Here is a 22,909-nt window from a genome sequence, read left to right on the forward strand (position 1 = left end):
GTAGATTTTGTGTGTGGTAACCTAAATCTACTTAAAAGGAGGCCCAAAAGCCTCCTTCTTTTATTTACACTTACTTTTTTCCCCGGACACCTGTGACTTTGAACGTGAAACTCCCCTGTTCCGGAGCTTAACATATCCAATGCCAAACACCAAATATACTGTACGTTCCTAAAGATACTGTTCCAGCTCCTGTGGTGATGAAAGCATCCGGATCTTTTCCCAGGGATCCTGGTAGAGAAAGCCTTCATCATACATTTTGCGGATATGCATCAGCAAATGGGTATAATAGTTGCTGGTGTTCAGCACAAAGAGGATCTTATCATGAATGGCCAGGTTGTTCCAGGTGATCATCTCAAAAAATTCGTCCAGGGTTCCGTAGCCGCCGGGCAGGATCACGGCTGCATCACTAAGCTCATACATCCTTTTTTTACGGGTATGCATATCGGGCACAATTTCCAGCTGCGTCAATCCTTTATGTGACCGCTCCCTGTCGGCCAGCAGCTGCGGGATCACTCCAATAACCCTTCCACTACCCGCCAGTACCGCATTGGCAACCGTGCCCATCAGGCCCACATTTCCGCCGCCATAAACCAACGTTAAACCCTTTGCTGCCATAATGGCTCCCAATTCCGCTGTATGTGTTATAAACAGAGGGTCCTGCCCCCCTTTTGACCCGCAAAAAACCGCAAGTGATCTTATCCTCATGATTCGGTATATTTACCGCAAAAGGAACTCAATTTTCCCTATCTTCAAAAATAAATTTAGTTCAACACAAGCATTATTCATGAACGCAGGTATTTTATTTTCGATTGTCATTGCCTACTTTATACTCTTACTGGCTGTGGCCTGGAAAACCAGCAAGAACAGCAACAATGAATCGTTTTTTATCGGCAACCGCAACAGCAACTGGATGCTGGTGGCGTTTGGAATGATCGGTACATCCCTGAGCGGGGTCACTTTTGTAAGCGTGCCCGGAGCCGTAGGTAAGGATGCCTTTGGTTATATGCAGGTAGTGATCGGCTATATGATTGGGTACCTGCTTATAGCCTATGTATTGCTGCCCTTGTACTACCGGTTAAAACTCACTTCCATTTACGGATACCTGAAAACCCGCATGGGCATGCTTTCCTATAAGACCGGCGCCTGGTTCTTTATCATCTCCCGCCTGGTAGGCGCCACCGCACGGTTATACCTCGTAGTTCATATCCTGCAAATCACCATTCTCGACAGTTTTGGTATCCCCTTTTGGGTATCTACCCTCATCATTCTGGTAATGATCATCCTTTACACTTTTGAAGGCGGTGTAAAAACGATTGTGTGGACCGATACCCTGCAAACTACCTGTATGCTACTGGGACTTATCATCTGCACCATTTACCTGCTCAGTCACATGAATATGGGCGTGGGTGAAAGCCTGGAAGCCATGCGCAGCAGCGGGCTCTCCCAAATATTCAAGACGGATCCTTCTAAAAGCGATTACTTTATCAAACAGATACTGGCCGGCGCCTTCATTACGCTAAGTATGACGGGCATTGACCAGGAAATGATGCAAAAAAGTATTTCCGTAACCAACCTGAAGGACTCAAAAAAGAACATGATATCCCTGGCCTTTATTATGGTGGTTGTTATTGGCCTGTTCCTGTATCTTGGAGGCCTATTGCATTTATTTGCAGCCCAGGAGCACCTGACTGCTAAAGGAGATGCCCTGTTTCCGGATGTTGCAGTAAACCATATGCCTCCTTATATCTCAATTATTTTCATAGTGGCGTTGATTTCCGCCCTGTTTCCCAGCGCAGATGGAGCCATGACGGCCCTTACCTCTTCATTCTGTATTGATATAGCCGGCCTGCAACGCCGCACTGATATGGATGAAACACAAAAGAAACGGTTTCGCCAGAAAGTGCACCTGCTGGTGGCCCTGTCCTTCCTGCTGCTGGTGCTGATGTTTTACTGGATCAACGATAACAGCATGATCGGCATCATCCTCAAACTGGCGGGCTATACGTACGGTCCGCTGCTGGGTCTTTTTGCCTTTGGTATTTTTACCAAACGCCGGCCGGCCGATCGCCTGGTGCCCTATGTATGTTTTATAGCCCCCATCATCTGCTTCTTTATTGATAAATACCAATCCGCACTTTTCGGCGATTTTAAGATCGGGCTGGAACTGATCATCATTAATGCGGCGCTCACATTTATAGGACTGCTGATGATTTCAAAACCCGTTTCCGATCTTTCGCAGCTGGAGCAGGATTCGGTTCACTAATGAGCAATAAATAAGATGGAATTATTACCCGCCGGATTAGAACAGTTTGCCGTTAATTTTTCTACCCTCCCCGATCCCTTGCGGCAGGAAGTGGACGACTACACTCAACAAAACCATGCAGAACCGCATATGCTGAGCGGACCCGTGCAGGGAAAACTGCTGGAAATGATCAGCCACATGATCCGCCCGCGGCGCATTCTCGAAATCGGAACCTTTACCGGCTACAGCGCATTGAGCCTTGCAGAAGGGCTAACAAACGACGGTGAGCTGCACACGATCGAGTTCCGGGAAGAAACTGCAGCCATTGCACACAATTTTTTCAGAAAATCTGCGTTATATCCCAAAATAAAACTGCACGTGGGCAACGCGCTGAACATTATTCCGACTTTGAACGAATCCTGGGACCTGGTCTTCATCGATGCAGATAAACCGGGCTATATCGATTATTTTAAGCTGGTATTGCCGGCAGTCCGGAAAAATGGTTTTATCTTAGCTGATAATATTTTTTTTCACGGACAGGCGCTTAGCGACCATCCAAAGGGAAAAAGTGCAAAAGCCATTAAGGCGTTTAACGATTTTGTCCACCACAGTAATGAAATTGACAAGCTGGTTCTGACCATCAGAGACGGACTTTATTTATTACGAAAATTGTAATTGAGTTTGATGATACGGAAATTATTTTTAGCCGCGGCCCTGTTTATAACAATTACAGCCACTGCACAGCAATCCGACAAAGTGATTGCATATATTCAACAATATCGCAATATAGCCATGCAGGAAATGCAGCGGACCGGTGTACCGGCGGCTATTAAACTGGCACAGGCCATCCTTGAATCCAGCGCGGGTGACGGCGACCTGGCCCAGCGCTCCAACAACCACTTTGGTATTAAATGTAAAACGGGTTATACCGGTCCCTATGTGTTGCATGATGACGACCGGCCGCAGGAGCGTTTTATAAAATACGAGCACCCCGAAGCCTCCTTTCGTGACCATTCTGATTTCTTAAAAGGGCGCGATCGTTATGCTTTTCTTTTTGAGCTGGACCCCACCGATTACAAAGCCTGGGCCAATGGTTTAAAGAAAGCGGGCTATGCCACCAACCCCAAATACCCGCAGCTCCTGATTGGTTTGATAGAGCGCTATAACCTGGAAGATTATACGTTGATGGCGATGGGTAAAAAAGAAATGCCCGCAGCACTTGCCCTGGCCGGCACCGAACTGCAGGAAACACCCGCGGGGAAGAAGCCTGCCGAAAAAGAGGCCGCGCCTAAAAGCAATCCTTAACCTATGGCAGCAATTACCGTACACGACAAAGCTTTTTCCATTTACCTACCCGAGGCAACATTACAAAAGCGCATCCGGGAACTGGCAGATGCCGTCAATACCGATTACGCTGGTCAGAAAGTATATTTCCTGGCCATCCTGAATGGCTCTTTTATGTTTGCGGCTGATTTTTTTAAATATCTGACTATCGAAAGTGAGATCTGTTTTATCAAACTCGTCTCCTATAAAGGCCTGAAATCTACCGGCGACGTTACCACTGCTATCGGGCTGGAAGAAGACCTGCACGATAAAAACGTAGTGATCCTTGAAGACATCATAGATACCGGTAAAACCCTGCACTTTTTTCTTCCACAGCTGCAACACCAGCAACCCCGGTCGCTGAAAATTGTGGCATTACTGCATAAAGCAGAAATGACCAAATTTGATGTTTCTATCGATTATACCGGTTTCGTTATTCCCAACAAATTTGTGGTAGGCTACGGCCTGGATTATGATGGGCTGGGAAGAAATTACAGGGATATTTACCAGCTGGCAGCGGACTAAAAGCGGTTGAGCCGCAAAAATGTAAAATAAGAAATATCCAATTTAGAATGAAGAAGTAGTAATCTGCTTCGGATAAGAACATCACGAAGCACAAGGGAATATTCCCCTTTTACATTCAATATTTTCCATTTCTCATTCGAAATTTCTGTTGCAGCTATTTCTGCGCCTGCTGCATGGGATTGGAGCCGGTGCTTTGCCCACGCGCCGCACCTGTTTTTTGTGCAAAGGCTTTAAACCTTGTTGGAGCGGGCATCTGGTTCCATACATTATTGCTTTCATCGATATCCGCTGTTTCCCGGAGCGGGTCGAGCCGGATGGCGGCTACTTCCTTATTTTTTACAAACAGCTTGCTTACGGTCTTCTCATTGTGTCTCCAGATCTGCGCCGGGATGCGGTCTACCTCCTTGCTGCCATCTTTAAAGGTAAATTCAACAATGATGGGCATCACCATCCCGCCTTTATTGGAAAACATTAACTCATAGAAATACTTATCCGAAAATTGCTGCTTCGCCTCCGGGCTAAGGCTGCCAACGGTTGGGCTCCGTTCTGTTGTAAACGTTTTAGTACTGTCATACGGCTCCTGTCCGCGGGCATAGCGCCAGTAAAAATCGCGGGCTTCCTTGTCTTCATCAGTATAAAAAGTAATTTTCCGGTCGTCCCGGTTCCTTATTTTTGAGATATCATCAAACTCCGGCACCTGGGGCGCATCAGGCTTTTTTATTTCCCTTTTTGCCGGTGGCACTGCGGCTTCCACATCGGCACGGGCCAATTTTACGGAGTCCAGCGAAATATCTACCGGGTCAATGCTGTAAAACCAGCCTCTCCAAAACCAGTCCAGGTCTTCGGCGCTGGCATCCTCCATTGTACGAAACAGGTCGGCGGGTGTGGGGTGCTTAAACGCCCAGCGGCGGGCATATTCTTTAAACGAAAAATCAAACAGCTCGCGCCCCATGATGGTTTCCCGCAGGATATTCAATCCCGTGGCCGGTTTTGAATAGGCATTGGGACCAAACTGCACAATATTTTCCGAGTTGGTCATGATGGGCTCAAGCTGATCCTTCGGGAGTTTCATATAATCAACAATGGTCCAGGCCGGCCCGCGTTTGCTGGGGAATTTATTGTCCCAAAGTTCCTCCGTCAGGTATTGAACAAAGGTATTCAACCCCTCATCCATCCAGGTCCACTGGCGTTCATCACTATTTACGATCATTGGGAAAAAGTTATGTCCCACCTCATGGATCACTACGCCCAGCATTCCGTTTTTTGTAGCCTCACTATAGGTTCCATCTTTTTCAGTACGCCCATAATTAAAACAGATCATCGGGTATTCCATTCCGTTGGCCGCTTCCACGCTTTGGGCTACCGGGTAGGGATAGGGAATGGTAAATGCCGAGTAGGTCTTTATCGTATGCGCTACCGCCCTTGTCGAAAACTTCCGGTACAGGCCATAGGCTTCTTTTCCATAAAAACTCATGCACATGATCTTTTTCCCATTCACCAGCTGCGGCATCCCATCCCAGATGTATTTGCGGGAAGAGGTCCAGGCAAAGTCCCGCACATTATCTGCCTTAAAATGCCAGGTTTTGGTTTTGGTGCTCTTTGTTTTTTCGGCGGTCTTTGCTTCCTCCAGGGTCACAATTTCCACCGGCTCTTTAGCGGTGGTTGCTTTCTGGTAACGTGCCAGCTGTGCCGGCGTTAAAACCTGCGCATAATTCTGGCATTCGCCGGTGCTGCCCACAATATGATCGGCAGGCACCGTCATCTGCACATCAAAATTCCCGAAGGTCAGGGCGAACTCCCCCCGGCCGGTAAACTGATGATTTTGCCATCCCTGGAAATCGCTGTACACACATACCCTCGGGTACCATTGTGTAATGGTATAGAGGCTGTTTCCATCCTCCGGGAACAACTCGTAACCGCCCCGGCCGCCGTAAGTGATACGATCCGGGATCTTATAGGACCATGCTATCTTAAACTGGAACCGCTGACCAGGTTTCAGCGGCACGGGCAGGTCCACCCGCATCATTGTTTTATTAATGGTATAGGGCAGCGCTTTACCTGCCAAATCTGTTATGGAGCGGATCTTGTGTCCATAGCCGTTATCCGGCCCATCAGCTTCCTCCATCAGGGCCAGCGATTTGTCCGTAAGGGTTTCCGGCAGTTTGCTTTTATTTTGGTAATTGGCGTTGTCCTTATTGCTGTGCTCATTTTCATCCAGCTGCAGCCACAGGTAGGTGAGCACATCGGGGGAATTGTTGAAATAATTCAGGGTTTCGTTACCCGTCAGTTGCTGTTCTTTTTCGTCAAGCACACAACTGATCGTATAATCGCAGCGTTGTTGCCAGTATTTGGGGCCCGGAGCACCACTGGCCGTGCGGTATTCATTTGGGGTAGGCAGGATCGTTCCCAGTTGCTCAAACTTGTTCCCGTGGTTGCTCCCGGGATTATTTTGAATATTTTGGGTATAACCAATAATACAGGAAAGACAAGCAGCAATAAACAGAATTCTTCGCATGTAGGTAATTTATGATAATAACGGCACCCGCTCCAGCGCCATCTTTAACGAGATGATGAGCACCAGGGCTGATACCGCGAAAATATACATTCTTTGCGGAACTTTCAGGGCTGCAACCAATAACTCCGTAAGCAGGAGAATCAGCAACACCACTATCACCTGCCCGGCTTCCAGCCCCAGGTTAAACCCCAGCAGGCCCGTTCCGACCGACTCGTCACTGGCCAGCATCATGCGGACCGTATTGGCAAACCCCAATCCATGAATCAACCCAAAAAACAGGGCCAGGAAATAGTTGGCATTCATCTTTTTGGGTTTGTTTTGCCGCAGTATATTCCATAAAGCCGTTAACAGGATGGTTACCGGTATTAAAAATTCAACCCAGGAGGTCGTAATCCTGATGATATCAAAAACGCTCAGCGCCAATGTTAATGAATGCCCGATGGTAAAAGCCGTTACGAGGACGAGCACCCGCTTCCAGTCTCCAAAAGTATAAATAACGGCCAGGGCGAGGATGAAGAGCTGATGATCCAGCGCGTCCAGGCTGATAATATGCCGCCACCCCTCCACAAAATAAAACCAAAAACTGTTCATACGGGCTCTGTAAAATTTTTATGATGCCAACCGTCAAACGTACATTAAATTTTCATTTGCAAATTCCACAAACAAAGAATGAAAAACTTAACAGGAGTTCCTCCCGGCTAAAAATAATAAATTTACAAGAGAAATATAATTTACCATCTTCATATAATATTCCTTTATTTGTATTAATGGCATGTAACCGATATAAAAGAAATGGCCTGCTGGCCCTGCTGGCAGTCCTGCTGCTCTCCGGCTTTTCCGGGCGGGCATGGCACCCATTTCATGTAAGCGCTACTGAAATTGAATACAGCAGCAAAACACGGCGCCTTGAAATCAGCACCAGGATCTTCACAGATGATTTTGAATCGGTACTGGCCCGGTCCTACAAGACACGGGTTGATTTTAGTGACAAATCCCAGAAAGCTTCGTTGAACGAACTGGTCACCAAGTATATTACCACTCACTTAAGTATCCGCAGCAGCGGGCGGGCGCTGCCGCTTAATTTTTTTGGGTGGGAAGTTGATCATGAAGCCGTTTATGTATACACAACGGCCGATGCTGCTGCGTTTAATGCAGGTAATATCACAGTTGAGAATACAATACTGTATGAACTTTTCAGGGATCAGGTGAACATTGTGCATTTCATTGTGAATGGCACCCGGAAAAGCAATAAGCTAACTTATCCGGAGCGGAAGCTGCAACTGAGCTTTAATTTGAAAATGTGAAAATGTGGAAATGTGGAAATATGGAAATGTGGAAATGAGATCCGTGTTACACATTAACAGGTTTGTCATTTCTTAATAGATTCATCAGCATTCTGCATCGTTCCCTTAATACACGGCCTTCAATATATTGCCACTCCCGATGCATCCTATCCTGGAACATTGAGCATAGAACCGAAACTTTGAACTGAAGCCAGCTGCAATTTGCCAAAAGCATGTTACTTTTGGGCTCTAAGCAACGGTACATGAATATCAAGAACAGTTCAGGTTTATGGATGGCCCTGTTGGGGGGCGTTTTGTTGTGGGCTGGTTGGCCGTCATCGCCCCTTACTCTATTGCTTTTTGTAGCCTGGGTGCCGCTGCTGCGCCTGGCAGAAACAACCGGATCCTGGAAAAAATTTTTTGGTTTGTCCTACATAACCCTGTTGCTCTGGAATGTGCTTACCACCTGGTGGGTAGCCAAAGCCAGCATTCCCGGCGGCATCAGTGCGTTCCTGGCCAACAGCCTCATCATGTGCCTGCCCTGGCTTGTATACTTTTTTACCCGGAAATTTTTGAACCGGCTGGTTGCCGGGCTTGCACTGATCGTTTACTGGATGAGCTTTGAATGGATGCACCTCAACTGGGACCTGAGCTGGCCCTGGCTCACCCTGGGCAATGCTTTTGCCCTGCACCCCAGCTGGGTGCAATGGTACGAATATACCGGTGTGGCGGGTGGCAGTTTGTGGATCTTACTGAGCAATGTTTTAGTCCACAATTTATTGCTCCGTTACCAGGAAGAGGGCCGCAGCACCGGATATTTTAAACTGGCCGCAGCCTGGATACTCACATTGGGCACACCCGTTATCCTTTCCAGATGGACCAAACAAAACCTGATACTTGAACATAATAAATATAATGTGGTAGTGGTGCAACCCAATTATGATCCCTGGGATACCAAATTTGCTGCCGGAAAGGAAGAAATGCAGCTACAGGAACTCATTACCTTATCGCAACAGCAGATTGATGCCAACACAGCATTGGTGGTGTGGCCGGAAACTGCCGTTCCGTACGCTGTACTGGAAGACCAGCTAAAAGAAAACCGGTTTCTGACACCCCTATGGGCGTTTTTAAGGGACCATCCGCAGATGAATCTTCTTACCGGCCTTGAAGGCCGCAGGCTGTTTACCACAAGAGTGAGCCGGTATGCACAAAAACTACCGGATGGCAGCTTTGTTGAGGGTTACAACAGCGCAGCCCTTTTTGACAGCGCATCGGCACAGATCTATCATAAATCAAAACTGGTGCCGGGTCCGGAAGTATTGCCCGCTTTCCTTAGTTTTATGGGTCCGTTATTTGAAAAATTCGGAGGCACCATGGGAGGTTATGCCCGCGACACAACCGAAAGAGTATTGCAAACAAGCAACCATACGTTCAATATTACGCCCGCCGTTTGTTATGAAAGCATTTATGGCGGCTATCTTTCGGCTTTCAACCGTAAGGGCGCCAACCTTATCTGCATAGTTACCAATGACGGATGGTGGGGTGATACCCAGGGTTACCGGCAGCACGTGCAATATGCACGCCTTCGCGCTATCGAAAGCCGCAAATGGGTGGCCCGCAGCGCCAATACGGGAATCAGCTGTTTTATTGACCCTTATGGAAATATTATACAACAGCTGCCCTGGAACCATAAAGGGGTATTGAAACAAACGGTAGCGGCATTTGTATCGGAAACTTTTTATACCCGGCATGGAGATTGGCTTTTTGGTATAGCTGCCGTGACAGCACTGGCATTTTTATTGTTTCTTATTTACAAAGCAATCATTCAAAAAAAGGCAATCACTCAAAAATCTTCCTGATGGATACAAAAACAATCCATATTAATAACAGCATTGTCCATTATACCGTTGAAGGTATGGGGCGCCCGGTCGTATTGCTCCACGGCTTTGGCGAGGATCGTACTGTATGGGAAAACCAGGTTGATTACCTGCGGCATAACTACCAGGTAATTGTGCCGGACATTCCCGGAAGCGGTCAATCGGAGCTAACCGGCGATGTGAGTATGGAAGGCATTGCCGATGTGGTTAAACAGATCATCGATGCTGAAGATCTGGAGTCTGTGGTGTTGATCGGGCATAGCATGGGCGGTTATGCAACCCTGGCTTTTGCGGAAAAATACCCGTTTGCGCTGGGCGGTTTCGGCCTTTTTCATTCCACCGCTGCGGCCGACACGGAAGAAAAAAAAGAAACACGCCGTAAAGGCATCGCCTTTATTGAAAAGAACGGCACCGATGCATTTTTGAAAACTACCATTCCCAACTTATTTTCGGAGCATACAAAAAAAACGGCACCAGGCATCGTTAAAAATTTCACAGAAAGGCTCCCGGTTTTCCTGAAGCCGGCCTTAAAAAGCTACTACGAGGCGATGATCGCAAGACCTGAACGGATCGATCTGTTTTCAAAAACCGAATTGCCCGTATTGTTCATTATCGGTGAGCAGGATACCGTCATCTCCTTTGAAGATATTCTGAAGCAGGCGTCGATGCCCCGCGTTTCCTATATTCATGTCCTTCATCAATCGGGTCATATGGGCATGCTGGAAGAATCCGAAAAGGCCAGTGCGGCAATTGAAGCCTTTTTGATGGAGCTGAAGTAGTGAAAAGACAAGGGTGAATCGTGAATGGGCTGGATTCCGGATTCTTAAATTTCAACTCTAATACACCAAGAAGTATGAATAAAATCGTTTTTATCACAGGTGCTACGGCGGGCTTTGGTGAAGCCTGTGCAATGAAATTTGCCGCTAACCATTATAATGTTATCATCACCGGAAGAAGAAAAGGCCGGTTGGAGCGGCTGGCGGGCCAGCTGGTTGCCAGCTACGCTGTTGAGGTGTTACCGCTTGTATTTGATGTACGAAACCGGGAGCAGGTATTGCAATTGATTGGTACGCTTCCCGAGGCATGGAAACAGGTGGATGTGCTGATCAATAATGCCGGCCTGGCTGCAGGAAAGGATACTTTTGATACTGCCAGCCTGGACGACTGGGATACGATGGTGGATACCAACCTGAAGGGATTTGCCTATGTAGCACAAGCTGTTTCCAAACTGATGATCCCGCATAAGCGGGGGCATATCATCAACATTGGCTCGGTTGCAGCTAAACAGGTATACGCCCAGGGAAATATGTATTGCGCCACCAAACACGCTGTAGATGCGCTTTCCCAGGCCATGCGGATCGACCTGCTGCCACACCATATCAAAGTAACTGCCATTCATCCGGGCGCTGCCGATACCGAATTTTCGATGGTTCGCTTTAAAGGCGATCGCATTGCAGCAGATCATGTATACGATGGTTTGATTCCACTGGTGGCAACGGATGTGGCCGAAACTATTTTTTATTGTACCACCCTTCCGGAGCATGTTTGCATCAACGACCTTGTGATCAGTTGCACCCAGCAGGCAGATTGTTTTTATTACGACCGGGAGTAACATCTGAAAGTTGCGGCTTTAAACGGTAAACAGGCAATAGCAAGTGGCAAGTAGGCAGGCTCCGAACCTGAAACTTGAAACCTGAAACTTAAAATGGTACCTTTGCTTCATAAACATTATTCATTTGGCTATGAAATTTGGGATAGCAGGAAGTGGCAGCTGGGCTACGGCGCTGGTTAAAATCTTAACCGACAACGGGCACAAGGTAAACTGGTGCCTGCGCAGTGAAACAGCTATCGGCTTTATCAAACAACGCCATCACAACCCAAGGCATCTAACTTCCGCAGTACTTAATACCCGGTCGTTATATTTAACTACCGATCTGCATGCAGTAGTAGACCGGTCGGAAGTATTGATCCTTGCTATGCCCTCCGCCTATGTAGCGGAAAGCCTTCAGGAATTGCCGCGGGATGCTTTCAAAAACAAAAAGATGCTCTCCGCCATCAAGGGCATTCTTCCCGGTGAAAATATCCTGCTTAACGAATACCTGGAACGCTATTTTGATGTATCGTTAAGAAATTATTTTGCAGTTTTGGGGCCTTGCCATGCGGAAGAAGTAGCCGCCGAAAAACTCTCGTATCTCACCTTTTCAGGCGTTGATGAAGCTATGGCGGCAAGCATTGCAGCGCATTTTAAATCGTCCTTTATTAATACCGTGGTCAACACCGATATCCTGGGGGTACAATATGCCGCTGTATTAAAAAATATTTATGCACTGGGGGCCGGCATTGCGCATGGACTGGATTACGGCGATAATTTCCAAAGTGTGTATATTGCCAACAGCGCGGATGAGATGGCCGGTTTTTTACGAAAATTCGGAGCCGAACATATCGTGGTGGGTGAGCATACCGACATCGATAACCCCGAAGAAAAATATGCCAACTATTCTGCTTCCGTTTACCTGGGAGATCTTCTTGTAACCTGCTACTCCCTGCATAGCCGCAACCGTACATTTGGTAATATGATCGGTAAAGGATACAGCGTACAGGCGGCACAACTGGAGCTGCGCATGGTGGCCGAAGGATACAATGCCGCTAGATGTATTTACAACACCAATCGCTCGCTGAAGGCAGAGATGCCCATTGCTGAAACCCTTTACCAGATCCTTTGGGAAGGATTACCACCTGCAAAAGGGTTTGAAAAAATTGAAAAATTCCTGATCTGATATAAATAGGGGTCTTTGTTGCTACAGAGTCACAAAGACAGGAAGGCTCAAAGACACACAAAGAATCATGAAATCATGCTTCACCCTTCACTACCACAAGTAGGCCCGCATCTTTACTCTCTTGCGTAAAATAAAAACAACAGGGAGTGCTTGTTACCTACTGAGGCATTGAGGCGCCGGACTTTGGCCATCGGGATACGAGGCCGCATAATGGGCGTATAGCAGCAGCCTGTTTTGAAATTTAAAATTCAGTGTGTGTTTCAGTGATTATAATAAAAAAATAATTAAGAAACCAGACGTATACATTTCTCGCAACGACGCGACGGAGCAATGGCGCAAAGAGTTAGCTGGTCTGAAATAAATATCATTATCGTATAAGAGGATCTTTATGTGACTGAACCCCACGAATAAGCCCCGATAGATAACTACCGGGGCCACAACTATAAACTATACACCCAAACTCCGCAGTCCTCCGTTAAACGGAGGACGTCGAATTTTCACAGGAATCAGTCTGGTTTTTTACCATCCAGGAAGGTGTTAATGGTATTGATCTGACCCTGATTTTTATCATCGGAGCTCACTTCAAACTTACTATAGTAGCTTTCAATGTGATTGGAGTTATCCTGCAGTTCCATATTGCGGCGGATGTAGGCCGGAACCGTTTCGTATTCATTATTTGGATCGCTGCTGTTCACATTAAAAGAAAGGTTGCGCAATTTTTGCAGGCGTTCCATCTGTTTACGCTTTTGCAATTGCATTTCTTCTTCGGGGCTTAATACCGGTTTTTCTTTTTCTGCGTGGTTTACAGAAACCGGCACCTCATCCCTTTGCAAATCCCCTTTTTCCACCAGTTCCATTTTCTCTTCGGCAGCTACGGGTACCGGTACCGCAGCCGGGGCTATAGGCTCTTCCTGTTTTTGCTCCGCATAAATATTGGAAGGTTTTGCCAGGTAACTACGCACGCCTGCGCCTGCAGAAAGATCCGGCTCCGGCTCGTTTGCTACCGGCTGCTCCAGCACCCGGTCTTCGCTGGGTAAGGCGGGCGAAAGAAAGGCTTGTTCTTCCTCTGCTACAATCTCTACGATCACTTCTTTAGCAGTTTCCGGCTCGGCATTGACCCCTATTTTTTCGTTATCATCGGCCGACAGGGTATAATGTACATCTGCTGTTTCCTTTTCAAAACCCTGGTTGGCCATATCTTCCAGCGTGGGCATGGGCGTATCAAAATACTGAATTTCGTCCACCAGCCTGGGCATCATGGGGTCTTCCTGCAGCCCCAAACTTTTTTCCGCTTCCTTCAGTTCATGCTCAATCACCGCCGGCGCTTCTACCTTGGGCGTTATCTTAGGTGCTGTATTCTCCTGTGGTGTAAGGGTCATTACAATCTTCCCTTCATCCTGTTCTTCTTTCTTCAGCACGGGTTTTACAAACGGATCCTTATTTTCAAACCCGGTTGCGATCAGCGTAATACCAATTTCATCGCCGAGTGAATTATCATAGCCCAATCCGAGAATTACATCGGTATTTTCTCCGGCCTGGCTTAATAAATGCGCCTGGATCACCTCCACTTCGTCCATGGTGAATTCCGAATCGCCTTCGGCGGAGTTGATATTGATCAGAATCCATTTTGCACCGCGGATATCATTATCGTTCAGCAACGGAGAGTTGAGCGCCTCTTCAATCGCGCGCTGCGCGCGGTTTTCACCGGAGGAGGTAGCGCTACCCAGGATAGCGACACCACCATTTTTCATAACGGTACATACATCGGCAAAGTCTACGTTGATCTGGCCGGTGCTGTTGATTACATCTGTAATACATTTTGCTGCGGTTGCCAACACATTATCGGCCCTTTCAAACGCCTCCCGCATTTTCAGGTTTCCAAACTGATGCCGCAGTTTGTCGTTGCTGATCACGAGCAGGGTGTCTACATATTGTTTCAGGATCTTGATTCCTTCTTCGGCCTGTTTATGACGTTTTTTACCTTCGTAGGCAAAGGGCATGGTCACAATTCCAACGGTAAGCACTCCCAGGTCTTTACAGATCTTTGCAATAATGGGAGCGCCGCCGGTTCCGGTACCACCGCCCATACCCGCTGTAATGAACGCCATTTTGGTGTTTACCTCAACGATACGTTTGATTTCTTCCAGCGACTCTTCGGTTGCCTGGCGGCCGATTTCGGGGTTGGCGCCGGCGCCCAAACCCGATGTGAGCTGGGGGCCCAGCTGGATCCGGTTAGGGATCTGGCTGTTTGAGAGTGCCTGCGCATCTGTATTACAAATAATGAAATTTACGCCATCGATGTTTTGACTGAACATGTGGTTAACGGCATTACCGCCACCGCCACCTACTCCGATCACTTTGATGATCGAGGACTGTTCTTTGGGTAGATCAAAATGTATCATCTTTTAAAAATTTGTGGTTTCCCTTCCATGAAAACCTGTTTTGTAAATGGGTTAATTATAGTTGTTGTTTATTGCTGTTGTGTTTACAAATGGCCGTCTTCTTCTTCCTTGAAGATATCGATGATACCATTTTTAAATTTGTCCCAAAAGTTTTTCAGTGGCTGCCTTTTTTCCAGGGTAGCTGTGTTGATCGTATCTTCCTCAACCATCGCTGCTCCTTCCATACCCGGCATAGCACCCTGTTTAATGAGGTTCTGCGGCACAGGAATGCTGATGAAACTCTTTTCAAAAACTTTCCGGTTATTCTCAAAATCATCATACCCTTTCAGAATCAGGCCCAGGCAGGTAGAGTAGGTGGGCTTTGCTAATTCTTCGATATGCCCTGCAGCCAGGTGCTCATTGGGCAGGCCGATCCGGGCCGGCAAACCGGTAACATATTCGGTTAACTGGATCAGGTGCCGCAGCTGCGATCCGCCACCAGTCAGCACGATACCCCCGTTTAACTGGCGGTTGTCCATACCAATCTGTTTCAGGTGGTAGGTTACAAAGTCCAGTATTTCGCTCATCCGGGCCTGGATGATGTTGGCCAGGTTCTTAACGCTGATCTCTTTTGCCGGCATACCCCGTAACCCCGGTATGGTGATGTAAGCATTGGCCTTTGCTTCATTGGCCAGGGCACTGCCAAACTGCGTCTTCATCTGTTCTGCCTGGCTTTTTAATACACCTAAACCGGTTTTTATATCATTGGTAATATTTTCTCCTGCAAAGGGAATTACCGCTGTATGCCGCAATACACCATCGGCAAACACGGCAAGATCAGTAGTACCTCCTCCAATATCCACGATGGCCACACCCGCTTCCAGATCTTCCTGTCCCATTACCGCCGATGCAGACGCCAGTGGCTGTAACACCAGGTCCTTGGTATATAAGCCGGCTTTTTCGACACTGCGGTTGATATTCCGGATCGCATTCTTATCGCCTGTAATGATATGAAAATTGGCGCCCAGCTTTACACCGCTGTACCCGATTGGCCTTACAATATTGGGCATATTATCAATGGTATATTCCTGGGCAATAACATCAATGATCTGGTCGCCAGCAGGAATATAGGTTTTATATTGTTTGCTGATCAGCAGGTCTACCTCAGCCTGGGATATTTCTTCTTCCTCATTTTCACGCACAATATCGCCGCGGGTTTGCAAACTTTTTATGTGATGCCCCGCAATACCCACATACACTTCTCCGATATTCAGATTGGGATTTAACGACAAACAATTCTCCAACGCCATTTTAATAGCCTTGATCGTTTCATCGATGTTTAAGACCTGGCCATGCTTCACTCCATTAGAGTTCGCTTTGCCAAAGCCCAGAATCTCCAGTTTTCCGAATTCGTTCTTGCGCCCGGCAATAACAGCAATTTTGGTGGTTCCAATGTCCAGTCCTACAATAATGGGTTGTTCAGGATTCATATATTTCGTTTTTAGTTGTTCTTTTTAGCGGGTGTTTTCTTTGCAGCAACCTTTTTAACAACCGGCCTGGGTTTTGCCGCTGCTGTTTTCTTCGTCACCGTCTTATTCTTCGATGTTGTTTTTTTCTTGTCTGCCGTTTTTTCTGCGGGCTTCTTTGCGCTTGTTTTTACCTGCGGTTTTGCAGCGGTTGTATTTTTACGCGCTTCTTTTTTTGCCGGGGCCGCTCCCTTCGAATGTTTTACAGGCGCTGCTCTTTTGGCAGTAGTCTTGTCCTCCGATGTTCCCCGATTGATATCCTTTTTTGGAGCAACCGGGAGCACCGGTTTTGCATCTTCCATTTCGGCTGTCATGAGCCCCAGAGAGTCTGCACCTTCCTCATCGCTAACGGGTGCCGCATACAACCGCGCCGCATCGGCAGATGTATCCACAGCCAGTAAATGAAGTCCGGGCACCACCTGCGCCACTTCTATCAGATCATTGGCCTTGCGCGACTGCTGTAACAAGTCTTCAATATTTTTCCGGAGCTGCAGGGAATCCAGTTTTGAGTCGTTGCCTTTAACCCCCACTACCTGACCGTTATACTGCACTTCCACCCGTTTATATTTGTCAAAGCCTGTACGTTTCAGCACCTGGTCGTAAAACAGGTACAGCCGGTGAAATTTGGAAGCAATGTCACTGCCATCGCCCAGGTCTACCCGGTGATTGCCTACCACCGGTATCATTTCCATGTTCCAGCAGTCACTACCGCATTTATGAATATCGATCTGCGATACCTGCGATACCCAAAAGGAGTCGCTGTTAATAAATGAAGCTGCGGCAATCATGTTTTCGAGCAGCGTACTATCGGCCGCATTCATAATTTTCCTGTCGGGATAACCTGTAAATACCGGAACGTCCAGTGAAATCTTATCCGAAAGGGGAATCTGCTTTCCGGCCTCATCCAAATAAAACGACTGGCCGGCGGCGGTAAATACCCGCGCTAATGGTTTGCGCTCGGCAACGTTTACACGAAGGATGTCCTTGTTATCAAAATATAATTCGGCATTATATACCCAGGCGCTCTGCTCCAGGAGGTCTTCAATACGCGGCAGATTAAAGCCAGTTTTACGCTGTCCCGCTACGTTACCCCCGGATGCTTCTTTCAGCAGCCTTACGATTTGCTCTTCAGAAGTAAATAAACTTCCTCCACCCTGCGCGCCGCGAATGCGGATTTCGTAACCTTTACAATTACTTCCGTCCTGTACACGTATGGCCGCAGCGATCAGTGTAAACATACCCGCCCCTACACCCAGCCACATGAGTGTCAGCAACATTCTTTTTATAGCTCTTTTCCGGTTCACTTTTTATTTAATAAACGGTCTTTTACAGGGGCAACCAATTTGTCAATATCGCCGGCGCCCGCGGTAATGATCACTTCTCCGAATTCTTTTTCTCGATTTTTTGAAAAATCATCTTCGATCCATTTCAACAATTGCTCCTTTGTCATCAATACGGGGTCCGCCCCATCCATCAAATCAGCAATGGTATTGCTTTCAATTCCGGGGATCGGTTGTTCTCTCGCAGGATAAACAGGCAGTAAAACAGCCTTGTTTACCATACTCAAAACAGCAGCAAAATCCTGGGCAAAATCTTTTGTACGGCTGTACAGATGCGGCTGGAAAATTAATGTACATTTCTTTTGAGGAAACAGGGTTTTTACACTATTTATCAACGCCCTTAACTCCTCCGGATGGTGCGCATAATCATCAATAAAAACAAGGTCTTTTTCTTTGATGATGTATTCAAACCGGCGCTTTACACCTTTGAATGATGCTACCGCTGTTTTGATCTTGTCCTGCGCAATATTCAAAGAGCCCGCCACTGCTATTGCGGCCACCATGTTTTCAACATTGTGCATGCCTCCCATGTTCAGCTGCAACCCTTCTATAAGCTGTGCCGGCAGCACGGCATCAAATACATACCCCCCATCCCGCACTTTGATATTGGCCGCATAAATATTGGCGCCATCGTTCTGCAGGCTGTATTGCCACATACGTTCAGCCTTCAGTTCGCGCCCGATACCGAGCTTGCGGATCAGCAATCCACCTCTTTTTAAGCGCTTCGCAAAATCAGCAAAAGCCTGTCGTACCTGCTCTGCAGTGCCATAAATATCCAGGTGATCGGGGTCAATGGCGGTTACCACTGCAATATCCGGGCTGAGTTTCAAAAAGCTTCGATCGTACTCATCCGCTTCAATCACACAAACGTCTTTTTCACTGCTCCAGAAATTGGTATTATAGTTGGCCGAAATACCACCCAGGAAGGCGTTGCATCCATACCCGCTGTCGCGCAGCAAATGGGCAATCATGGTAGTAGTAGTGGTTTTACCATGTGTACCGGCTACGCATATATTGAAAGAACTTTCTGTTATCTTTTGTAATACCTCGCTCCGCTTCATCACCGGGTATCCGGCGGCTTTATAATCATTCAGCTCCTTGTGGTCTGCCGGTATCGCGGGCGTAAATACCACCCAGTCTGCATCTTTGGGCGCCAACTCCGGATTGTCTTCATAATGTACCGGTATACCCTCGTGCGTCAGGGCCTTTGTAAGCGCCGTCTCCGTTTTATCATACCCACTTACTTCAATTCCTTTTGAATGAAAATAACGTGCAAGGGCGCTCATCCCAATTCCACCAATCCCGATGAAGTAAACCCGTTTTATAGCTTCTATTTTCTTTTCCTGCACGTTATATGGTTTTTAAAATTTCGTTGGCCACCCGTTCGTCTGCATTGGTAACCGATAAGGTGGTCAATACCCCGCTCATCTGCCTGCGGGTAGCTTCATCCTTCGCCAGTTCAATCACTTTTTCGATGGCGCTATCCTTTGCCGCATCATCCTTTACCAGCCAGGCAGCACCTTTATTCACCAATTGCAGCGCATTCACCGTCTGATGATCTTCCGTTGCAAAGGGATAGGGCACAAAGATGACCGGCTTATGAGCCACACAAATTTCTGCAACGGTCATAGCCCCAGCCCTCGCCATAATGATATCCGCAGCCGCGTAAGCGTATTCCATTTCCGTAATAAATTCGTTGGCCCATATCTCCTTGTGCTCTACTGCAATTTCCATTGCTTCTTTCGACAATGTTTTGCCGGTTTGCCAAATCAGCTGCAGCCCGGCTTTCAGCAGCTCATCCACATGCGCAATCACCGCTTCGTTGATTGAGCGTGCCCCCAGGCTACCTCCCACCACCAGTACGGTGATCTTATCCGGCGATAATGAGAAATATTGCAATGCGGCTTCGCGGGTAATGCTCATCGCTGCAATAGACTTCCGCACGGGATTGCCGGTTACCAGGATCCGGTCTGCCGGAAAAAACTTTTCCATACCATCGCTGGCGGTAAACACTTTTGTGGCATTTTTACCCAACAGGATATTGGCCTTGCCGGCAAATGAGTTGGATTCATGAATAAATGTGGGAATCCCTTTCGATTGGGCATATTTCAATACCGGAAAGGTAGAATACCCCCCCACACCAATCACCGCATCGGGCCGAAAGGTCTTAAAGATCTCCCTCACCTGAAAAAAGCTCTTTATCAGTTTAAATGGCAGGGATATATTTTTTATCAAAGAGCGGCGGTTAAATCCCGCAATATCCAGCCCTTTTATATCATAGCCGGCCTGCGGCACTTTTTCCATTTCCATTTTTCCCTTTGCGCCTACAAACAGGATCTCTATTGAGGGATTCTGCCGCTGCAGGGCATTGGCAATGGCAATGGCGGGGAAAATATGCCCCCCGGTTCCACCACCTGCTATGATCAATTTTTTATGCATCTGTTTTTTCTGCTATAGCTACTTCTACTACTTCTGCTTCAGGCGCTTCTTCTTCAACGGGCGCCGGCCGCTCCAGGTTTTCCACGTTCCGGGATACGCTCAAAATAATGCCGATGGCCAGGCAGGTAAACAGGAAGCTGGACCCTCCCATACTTACCAGCGGCAGGGTAACCCCCGTTACCGGGAAGAGGTTTACCGTTACCGCCATATTAGCCACAGCCTGGATGGCCAGGGTAAAACTCAGCCCCAGGGCCAGGAAGGCGCCAAATGCAAACGGGCATCTTTTAAAGATCCGTATACAGCGATACAGGAACACGATATAAATAAAAAGAATAAAGGCGCCTCCGATCAATCCGTATTCTTCAATAATAATGGCAAAGATGAAATCATTATAAGCCTGCGGGAGATAGTCCCGCGTGGTACTGTTACCCGGTCCCACGCCTACAAAGCCGCCTTTTGCAATGGCGATTTTTGCCTGGTTTACCTGGTACATTTCATCATTATCCGCCTCCTTGCCACCGTACATAAAATTCTCCACGCGCCCAATCCAGGTATCCACCCTTGTAGTTAACCCCCCCGTTGCCTTTTTTACTGCCTGTGTGGCTTCGGTAGTATCAATATCCTTACCGCTCTTGTGCCGTACCATGGCGGCCATTACCAGCATGATAATCGGGATCAGGGCCAGACCCGCCACCAGCAGCAAATGTTTTACGCTTACACGGCCAATAAATAATAACATCATGCAGCTGGCGCCCAGTAATAATGCAGTTGAGAGGTTGGCCGGCGCAATCAGCAGGCAGGTAATGCCAACAGGAATCATCACCGGCAGAAATCCTTTTTTAAAGCTTTTGATCACCTGCTGTTTCCTGCTCAGTAAACGCGCCAGGTACATGAATAGCGCCAGCTTGGCCAGGTCGGAGGTCTGCATGGTCATATTGATAAGCGGCACTTTGATCCACCGGCTGCCTTCATTCATTTTTACGCCAAAGAACAATGTGTAGGCCAGCAGCGGTATGCTGAGTATAAAAAGGATCCGCGCCACTTTTGAGTAAATGGTATAATTGACCCGGTGGGCAAAATACACCGTTGCGAAACCCAGCAGGATAAATACCACCTGTTTAAACAGATAGACCTCTGTATTGCCCTTATATTTTTTATAGGCCAGGGAACCGGTGGCGCTGTACACCGCCAGCAGGGACACCAGCGTAAGCAGTACCACCAGCGCCCAGATCACTTTATCGCCCCGGGCATGCTGATCCAGCCCCCCCTTCCAGCTCCTGGTACCGGCTGCTTTTTCTTCTGTTGCTATTTCCGCGGTTGTTGCCATTTATCAAATGCGATTTTATAATTCAATTACTGCACGCTTAAATTGCGTGCCCCGGTCTTCATAATTCTTAAAAAGGTCAAAGCTGGCACAGGCAGGGCTCAGCAAAACCACGTCCCCTTTTTCTGCATGGGCAAAAGCGGCCCCCACGGCTTCTGCTGCGCTGGCCGTATCAATGATCACGGACACGCTGTCTTTAAACGCCGCATGGATCTTTGTATTGTCTACCCCCAGGCAAACGATGGCTTTTACCTTTTCTTTTACAAGTTCCTCCATCAACGCATAATCATTGCCTTTATCCACACCACCCAATATGAGCACCGTTGGCTTCTCCATACTTTCCAGCGCATACCAGGTTGAGTTCACATTGGTGGCCTTGCTATCGTTGATGAATTCAACCCCACGGATGGTAGCCACATGCTCCATGCGATGCTCCAGGTTCTGAAACGTTTGCACCGCCTCCCGGATCTTCTCTTTCCGGATATCCATTGTTGCTGCTGTAACGCATGCCGCCATAGTGTTATACTGATTGTGTTTACCTTTTAGTGTAAAGTCATAAATACTCATGTTCATGAAATCTTCACCCGTTCTTACATACATATCGCCATCCTTGATAAAAGCCGCGTTATTTTCTCTTTCCATGCTAATCGGTAGTTGAATTGATTGAATATTGAATTTATCTGTTGATTCCCTGGTTACCGGATCATCTATATTGTATATAAAATAATCCGTTGCCTGCTGATTCTTAACAATGCGAAACTTGCTCTTTATATAATTGTCAAAATTGTACTCGTAACGGTCCAGGTGGTCTTCTGTGATATTGGTCAGCACCGCTATACAAGGGCGAAAAGCATCAATATCATCCAGCTGAAAACTGCTTAGTTCCACTACGTACACCGGTTTGGGATCCAGGGCTACCTGTTTTGCAAAAGACTCACCTATATTACCTACCAACGCTGCATCCAACCCTCCTACCCTGCAGATATGATGAATCAGCGAAGTGGTGGTTGTTTTACCATTGCTGCCGGTAATGGCAATGATACGGCTGTTGCCGGCAAACCGGTAAGCCAGCTCTATTTCGCTGATCACGGGGATACCCCGGGCCCTTATTTTTTTTACCAGCTCATTCTTCTCTGGTATACCCGGACTTTTTACCACTTCATCCGCAGCCAGTACCCGCTCGTCAGTATGCCCGCCTTCCTCCCATTCGATACCTGCCTGCTGCAGTTCGCTGCGATATATTTCCTTCAAAGAACCAGCATCGGATAAAAAAACGGTATACCCCTGCTGTTTTGCAAGCAACGCTGCACCCACACCACTTTCACCGCCTCCCAATATGACCAGTTTTTTTTCCATT

Annotated in this window: 19 protein-coding genes; 9 read left to right on the forward strand and 10 right to left on the reverse strand. The window is 47.4% G+C overall.

The annotated features are described in order from the left end of the window. Positions 1 to 168: 168 nt before the first annotated feature. Positions 169 to 705 carry an LOG family protein gene (locus tag GGU45_RS21505; protein ID WP_435228296.1) on the reverse strand — a complete coding sequence of 179 codons (537 nt, stop codon included), beginning with the start codon at positions 703 to 705 and terminating at the stop codon, positions 169 to 171. Between the two features lie 79 nt (positions 706 to 784). Here GGU45_RS21505 and GGU45_RS21510 point away from each other — a divergent pair, with 79 nt between their 5' ends. The 4 genes from GGU45_RS21510 to hpt are packed head-to-tail and all read left to right on the forward strand — an operon-like array spanning position 785 to position 4,090. Next, positions 785 to 2,263, forward strand: coding sequence for a sodium:solute symporter (locus GGU45_RS21510; protein ID WP_435228297.1), 1,479 nt, complete (start codon positions 785 to 787; stop codon positions 2,261 to 2,263). Positions 2,264 to 2,278: 15 nt separating this feature from the next. Continuing rightward, positions 2,279 to 2,917 carry an O-methyltransferase gene (locus tag GGU45_RS21515; protein WP_435228299.1) on the forward strand — a complete coding sequence of 213 codons (639 nt, stop codon included), beginning with the start codon at positions 2,279 to 2,281 and terminating at the stop codon, positions 2,915 to 2,917. Between the two features lie 9 nt (positions 2,918 to 2,926). After that, positions 2,927 to 3,547, forward strand: a complete 621-nt coding sequence (locus GGU45_RS21520; RefSeq protein WP_435228301.1) for a glycoside hydrolase family 73 protein — start codon at positions 2,927 to 2,929, stop codon at positions 3,545 to 3,547. Between the two features lie 3 nt (positions 3,548 to 3,550). After that, positions 3,551 to 4,090 (forward strand): hypoxanthine phosphoribosyltransferase, encoded by a 540-nt coding sequence (hpt, locus tag GGU45_RS21525; RefSeq protein ID WP_435228302.1) that lies wholly within the window; start codon positions 3,551 to 3,553, stop codon positions 4,088 to 4,090. 154 nt (positions 4,091 to 4,244) lie between these two features. On the opposite strand, the gene GGU45_RS21530 is transcribed toward hpt, so the two are convergent. Both GGU45_RS21530 and GGU45_RS21535 read right to left on the reverse strand, forming a co-directional pair. Continuing rightward, positions 4,245 to 6,605, reverse strand: coding sequence for a M1 family metallopeptidase (locus GGU45_RS21530; RefSeq protein ID WP_435228304.1), 2,361 nt, complete (start codon positions 6,603 to 6,605; stop codon positions 4,245 to 4,247). A 9-nt stretch (positions 6,606 to 6,614) separates the two neighbouring features. Then, the gene (locus tag GGU45_RS21535; protein ID WP_435228306.1) at positions 6,615 to 7,196 is read right to left on the reverse strand and encodes a HupE/UreJ family protein; all 582 of its coding nucleotides are present in this window, start codon (positions 7,194 to 7,196) and stop codon (positions 6,615 to 6,617) included. Between the two features lie 176 nt (positions 7,197 to 7,372). On the opposite strand from GGU45_RS21535, the gene GGU45_RS21540 reads away from it, so the two are divergent. From GGU45_RS21540 to GGU45_RS21560, 5 genes are all read left to right on the forward strand, one after another. Next, positions 7,373 to 7,909, forward strand: a complete 537-nt coding sequence (locus GGU45_RS21540) for a DUF6702 family protein (RefSeq protein WP_435228308.1) — start codon at positions 7,373 to 7,375, stop codon at positions 7,907 to 7,909. A 242-nt stretch (positions 7,910 to 8,151) separates the two neighbouring features. Further along, complete coding sequence (lnt, locus tag GGU45_RS21545) at positions 8,152 to 9,747, forward strand: apolipoprotein N-acyltransferase (protein ID WP_435228310.1); 1,596 nt, start codon at positions 8,152 to 8,154, stop codon at positions 9,745 to 9,747. Next, positions 9,747 to 10,544: an alpha/beta fold hydrolase gene (locus GGU45_RS21550; RefSeq protein WP_435228312.1), complete on the forward strand. Its 798-nt coding sequence runs from the start codon at positions 9,747 to 9,749 to the stop codon at positions 10,542 to 10,544. Before lnt ends, GGU45_RS21550 begins: the two co-directional genes overlap by 1 nt. Before the next feature lie 74 nt (positions 10,545 to 10,618). After that, positions 10,619 to 11,377, forward strand: coding sequence for an SDR family NAD(P)-dependent oxidoreductase (locus GGU45_RS21555; RefSeq protein WP_435228313.1), 759 nt, complete (start codon positions 10,619 to 10,621; stop codon positions 11,375 to 11,377). A 130-nt stretch (positions 11,378 to 11,507) separates the two neighbouring features. Further along, entirely contained in the window at positions 11,508 to 12,542 is a 1,035-nt protein-coding gene (locus GGU45_RS21560) for an NAD(P)H-dependent glycerol-3-phosphate dehydrogenase (RefSeq protein WP_435228315.1), read from the forward strand. Between the two features lie 506 nt (positions 12,543 to 13,048). Here GGU45_RS21560 and ftsZ read toward each other — a convergent pair. The 7 genes from ftsZ to murD all read right to left on the reverse strand — a co-directional run bounded on the left by ftsZ (position 13,049) and on the right by murD (position 22,908). Then, positions 13,049 to 14,944, reverse strand: a complete 1,896-nt coding sequence (gene ftsZ / locus GGU45_RS21565) for a cell division protein FtsZ (RefSeq protein ID WP_435228317.1) — start codon at positions 14,942 to 14,944, stop codon at positions 13,049 to 13,051. A gap of 83 nt (positions 14,945 to 15,027) precedes the next feature. Beyond that, positions 15,028 to 16,413: a cell division protein FtsA gene (gene ftsA, locus GGU45_RS21570; protein WP_435228319.1), complete on the reverse strand. Its 1,386-nt coding sequence runs from the start codon at positions 16,411 to 16,413 to the stop codon at positions 15,028 to 15,030. A gap of 11 nt (positions 16,414 to 16,424) precedes the next feature. Further along, positions 16,425 to 17,753, reverse strand: coding sequence for a cell division protein FtsQ/DivIB (locus tag GGU45_RS21575; protein ID WP_435228321.1), 1,329 nt, complete (start codon positions 17,751 to 17,753; stop codon positions 16,425 to 16,427). Further along, entirely contained in the window at positions 17,750 to 19,138 is a 1,389-nt protein-coding gene (murC, locus tag GGU45_RS21580) for a UDP-N-acetylmuramate--L-alanine ligase (protein WP_435228322.1), read from the reverse strand. The genes GGU45_RS21575 and murC overlap by 4 nt, the downstream gene beginning before the upstream one ends. A 1-nt stretch (position 19,139) precedes the next feature. Next, the gene (murG, locus tag GGU45_RS21585) at positions 19,140 to 20,228 is read right to left on the reverse strand and encodes an undecaprenyldiphospho-muramoylpentapeptide beta-N-acetylglucosaminyltransferase (protein WP_435228324.1); all 1,089 of its coding nucleotides are present in this window, start codon (positions 20,226 to 20,228) and stop codon (positions 19,140 to 19,142) included. Beyond that, positions 20,221 to 21,555 (reverse strand): FtsW/RodA/SpoVE family cell cycle protein, encoded by a 1,335-nt coding sequence (locus GGU45_RS21590; protein WP_435228325.1) that lies wholly within the window; start codon positions 21,553 to 21,555, stop codon positions 20,221 to 20,223. The genes murG and GGU45_RS21590 overlap by 8 nt, the downstream gene beginning before the upstream one ends. 15 nt (positions 21,556 to 21,570) lie before the next feature. Further along, positions 21,571 to 22,908, reverse strand: coding sequence for a UDP-N-acetylmuramoyl-L-alanine--D-glutamate ligase (murD, locus tag GGU45_RS21595; RefSeq protein WP_435228327.1), 1,338 nt, complete (start codon positions 22,906 to 22,908; stop codon positions 21,571 to 21,573). Position 22,909: the final 1 nt, after the last annotated feature.

This window comes from Niabella hirudinis (genome assembly GCF_051201075.1).
Taxonomy (GTDB): Bacteria; Bacteroidota; Bacteroidia; order Chitinophagales; family Chitinophagaceae; genus Niabella; species Niabella hirudinis.

What these genes read in the sequence shown, in the direction of transcription:
- lnt (WP_435228310.1), top strand. Translation starts at nt 8,152, where the DNA reads ATGAATATCAAGAACAGTTCAGGTTTATGGATGGCCCTGTTGGGGGGC.
- GGU45_RS21560 (WP_435228315.1), top strand. Translation starts at nt 11,508, where the DNA reads ATGAAATTTGGGATAGCAGGAAGTGGCAGCTGGGCTACGGCGCTGGTT.
- GGU45_RS21530 (WP_435228304.1), bottom strand. Translation starts at nt 6,605, where the DNA reads ATGCGAAGAATTCTGTTTATTGCTGCTTGTCTTTCCTGTATTATTGGT.
- GGU45_RS21505 (WP_435228296.1), bottom strand. Translation starts at nt 705, where the DNA reads ATGAGGATAAGATCACTTGCGGTTTTTTGCGGGTCAAAAGGGGGGCAG.
- murD (WP_435228327.1), bottom strand. Translation starts at nt 22,908, where the DNA reads ATGGAAAAAAAACTGGTCATATTGGGAGGCGGTGAAAGTGGTGTGGGT.
- GGU45_RS21535 (WP_435228306.1), bottom strand. Translation starts at nt 7,196, where the DNA reads ATGAACAGTTTTTGGTTTTATTTTGTGGAGGGGTGGCGGCATATTATC.
- GGU45_RS21515 (WP_435228299.1), top strand. Translation starts at nt 2,279, where the DNA reads ATGGAATTATTACCCGCCGGATTAGAACAGTTTGCCGTTAATTTTTCT.
- ftsA (WP_435228319.1), bottom strand. Translation starts at nt 16,413, where the DNA reads ATGAATCCTGAACAACCCATTATTGTAGGACTGGACATTGGAACCACC.
- GGU45_RS21510 (WP_435228297.1), top strand. Translation starts at nt 785, where the DNA reads ATGAACGCAGGTATTTTATTTTCGATTGTCATTGCCTACTTTATACTC.
- GGU45_RS21520 (WP_435228301.1), top strand. Translation starts at nt 2,927, where the DNA reads ATGATACGGAAATTATTTTTAGCCGCGGCCCTGTTTATAACAATTACA.
- hpt (WP_435228302.1), top strand. Translation starts at nt 3,551, where the DNA reads ATGGCAGCAATTACCGTACACGACAAAGCTTTTTCCATTTACCTACCC.
- GGU45_RS21550 (WP_435228312.1), top strand. Translation starts at nt 9,747, where the DNA reads ATGGATACAAAAACAATCCATATTAATAACAGCATTGTCCATTATACC.
- GGU45_RS21590 (WP_435228325.1), bottom strand. Translation starts at nt 21,555, where the DNA reads ATGGCAACAACCGCGGAAATAGCAACAGAAGAAAAAGCAGCCGGTACC.
- ftsZ (WP_435228317.1), bottom strand. Translation starts at nt 14,944, where the DNA reads ATGATACATTTTGATCTACCCAAAGAACAGTCCTCGATCATCAAAGTG.
- GGU45_RS21555 (WP_435228313.1), top strand. Translation starts at nt 10,619, where the DNA reads ATGAATAAAATCGTTTTTATCACAGGTGCTACGGCGGGCTTTGGTGAA.
- GGU45_RS21540 (WP_435228308.1), top strand. Translation starts at nt 7,373, where the DNA reads ATGGCATGTAACCGATATAAAAGAAATGGCCTGCTGGCCCTGCTGGCA.
- murG (WP_435228324.1), bottom strand. Translation starts at nt 20,228, where the DNA reads ATGCATAAAAAATTGATCATAGCAGGTGGTGGAACCGGGGGGCATATT.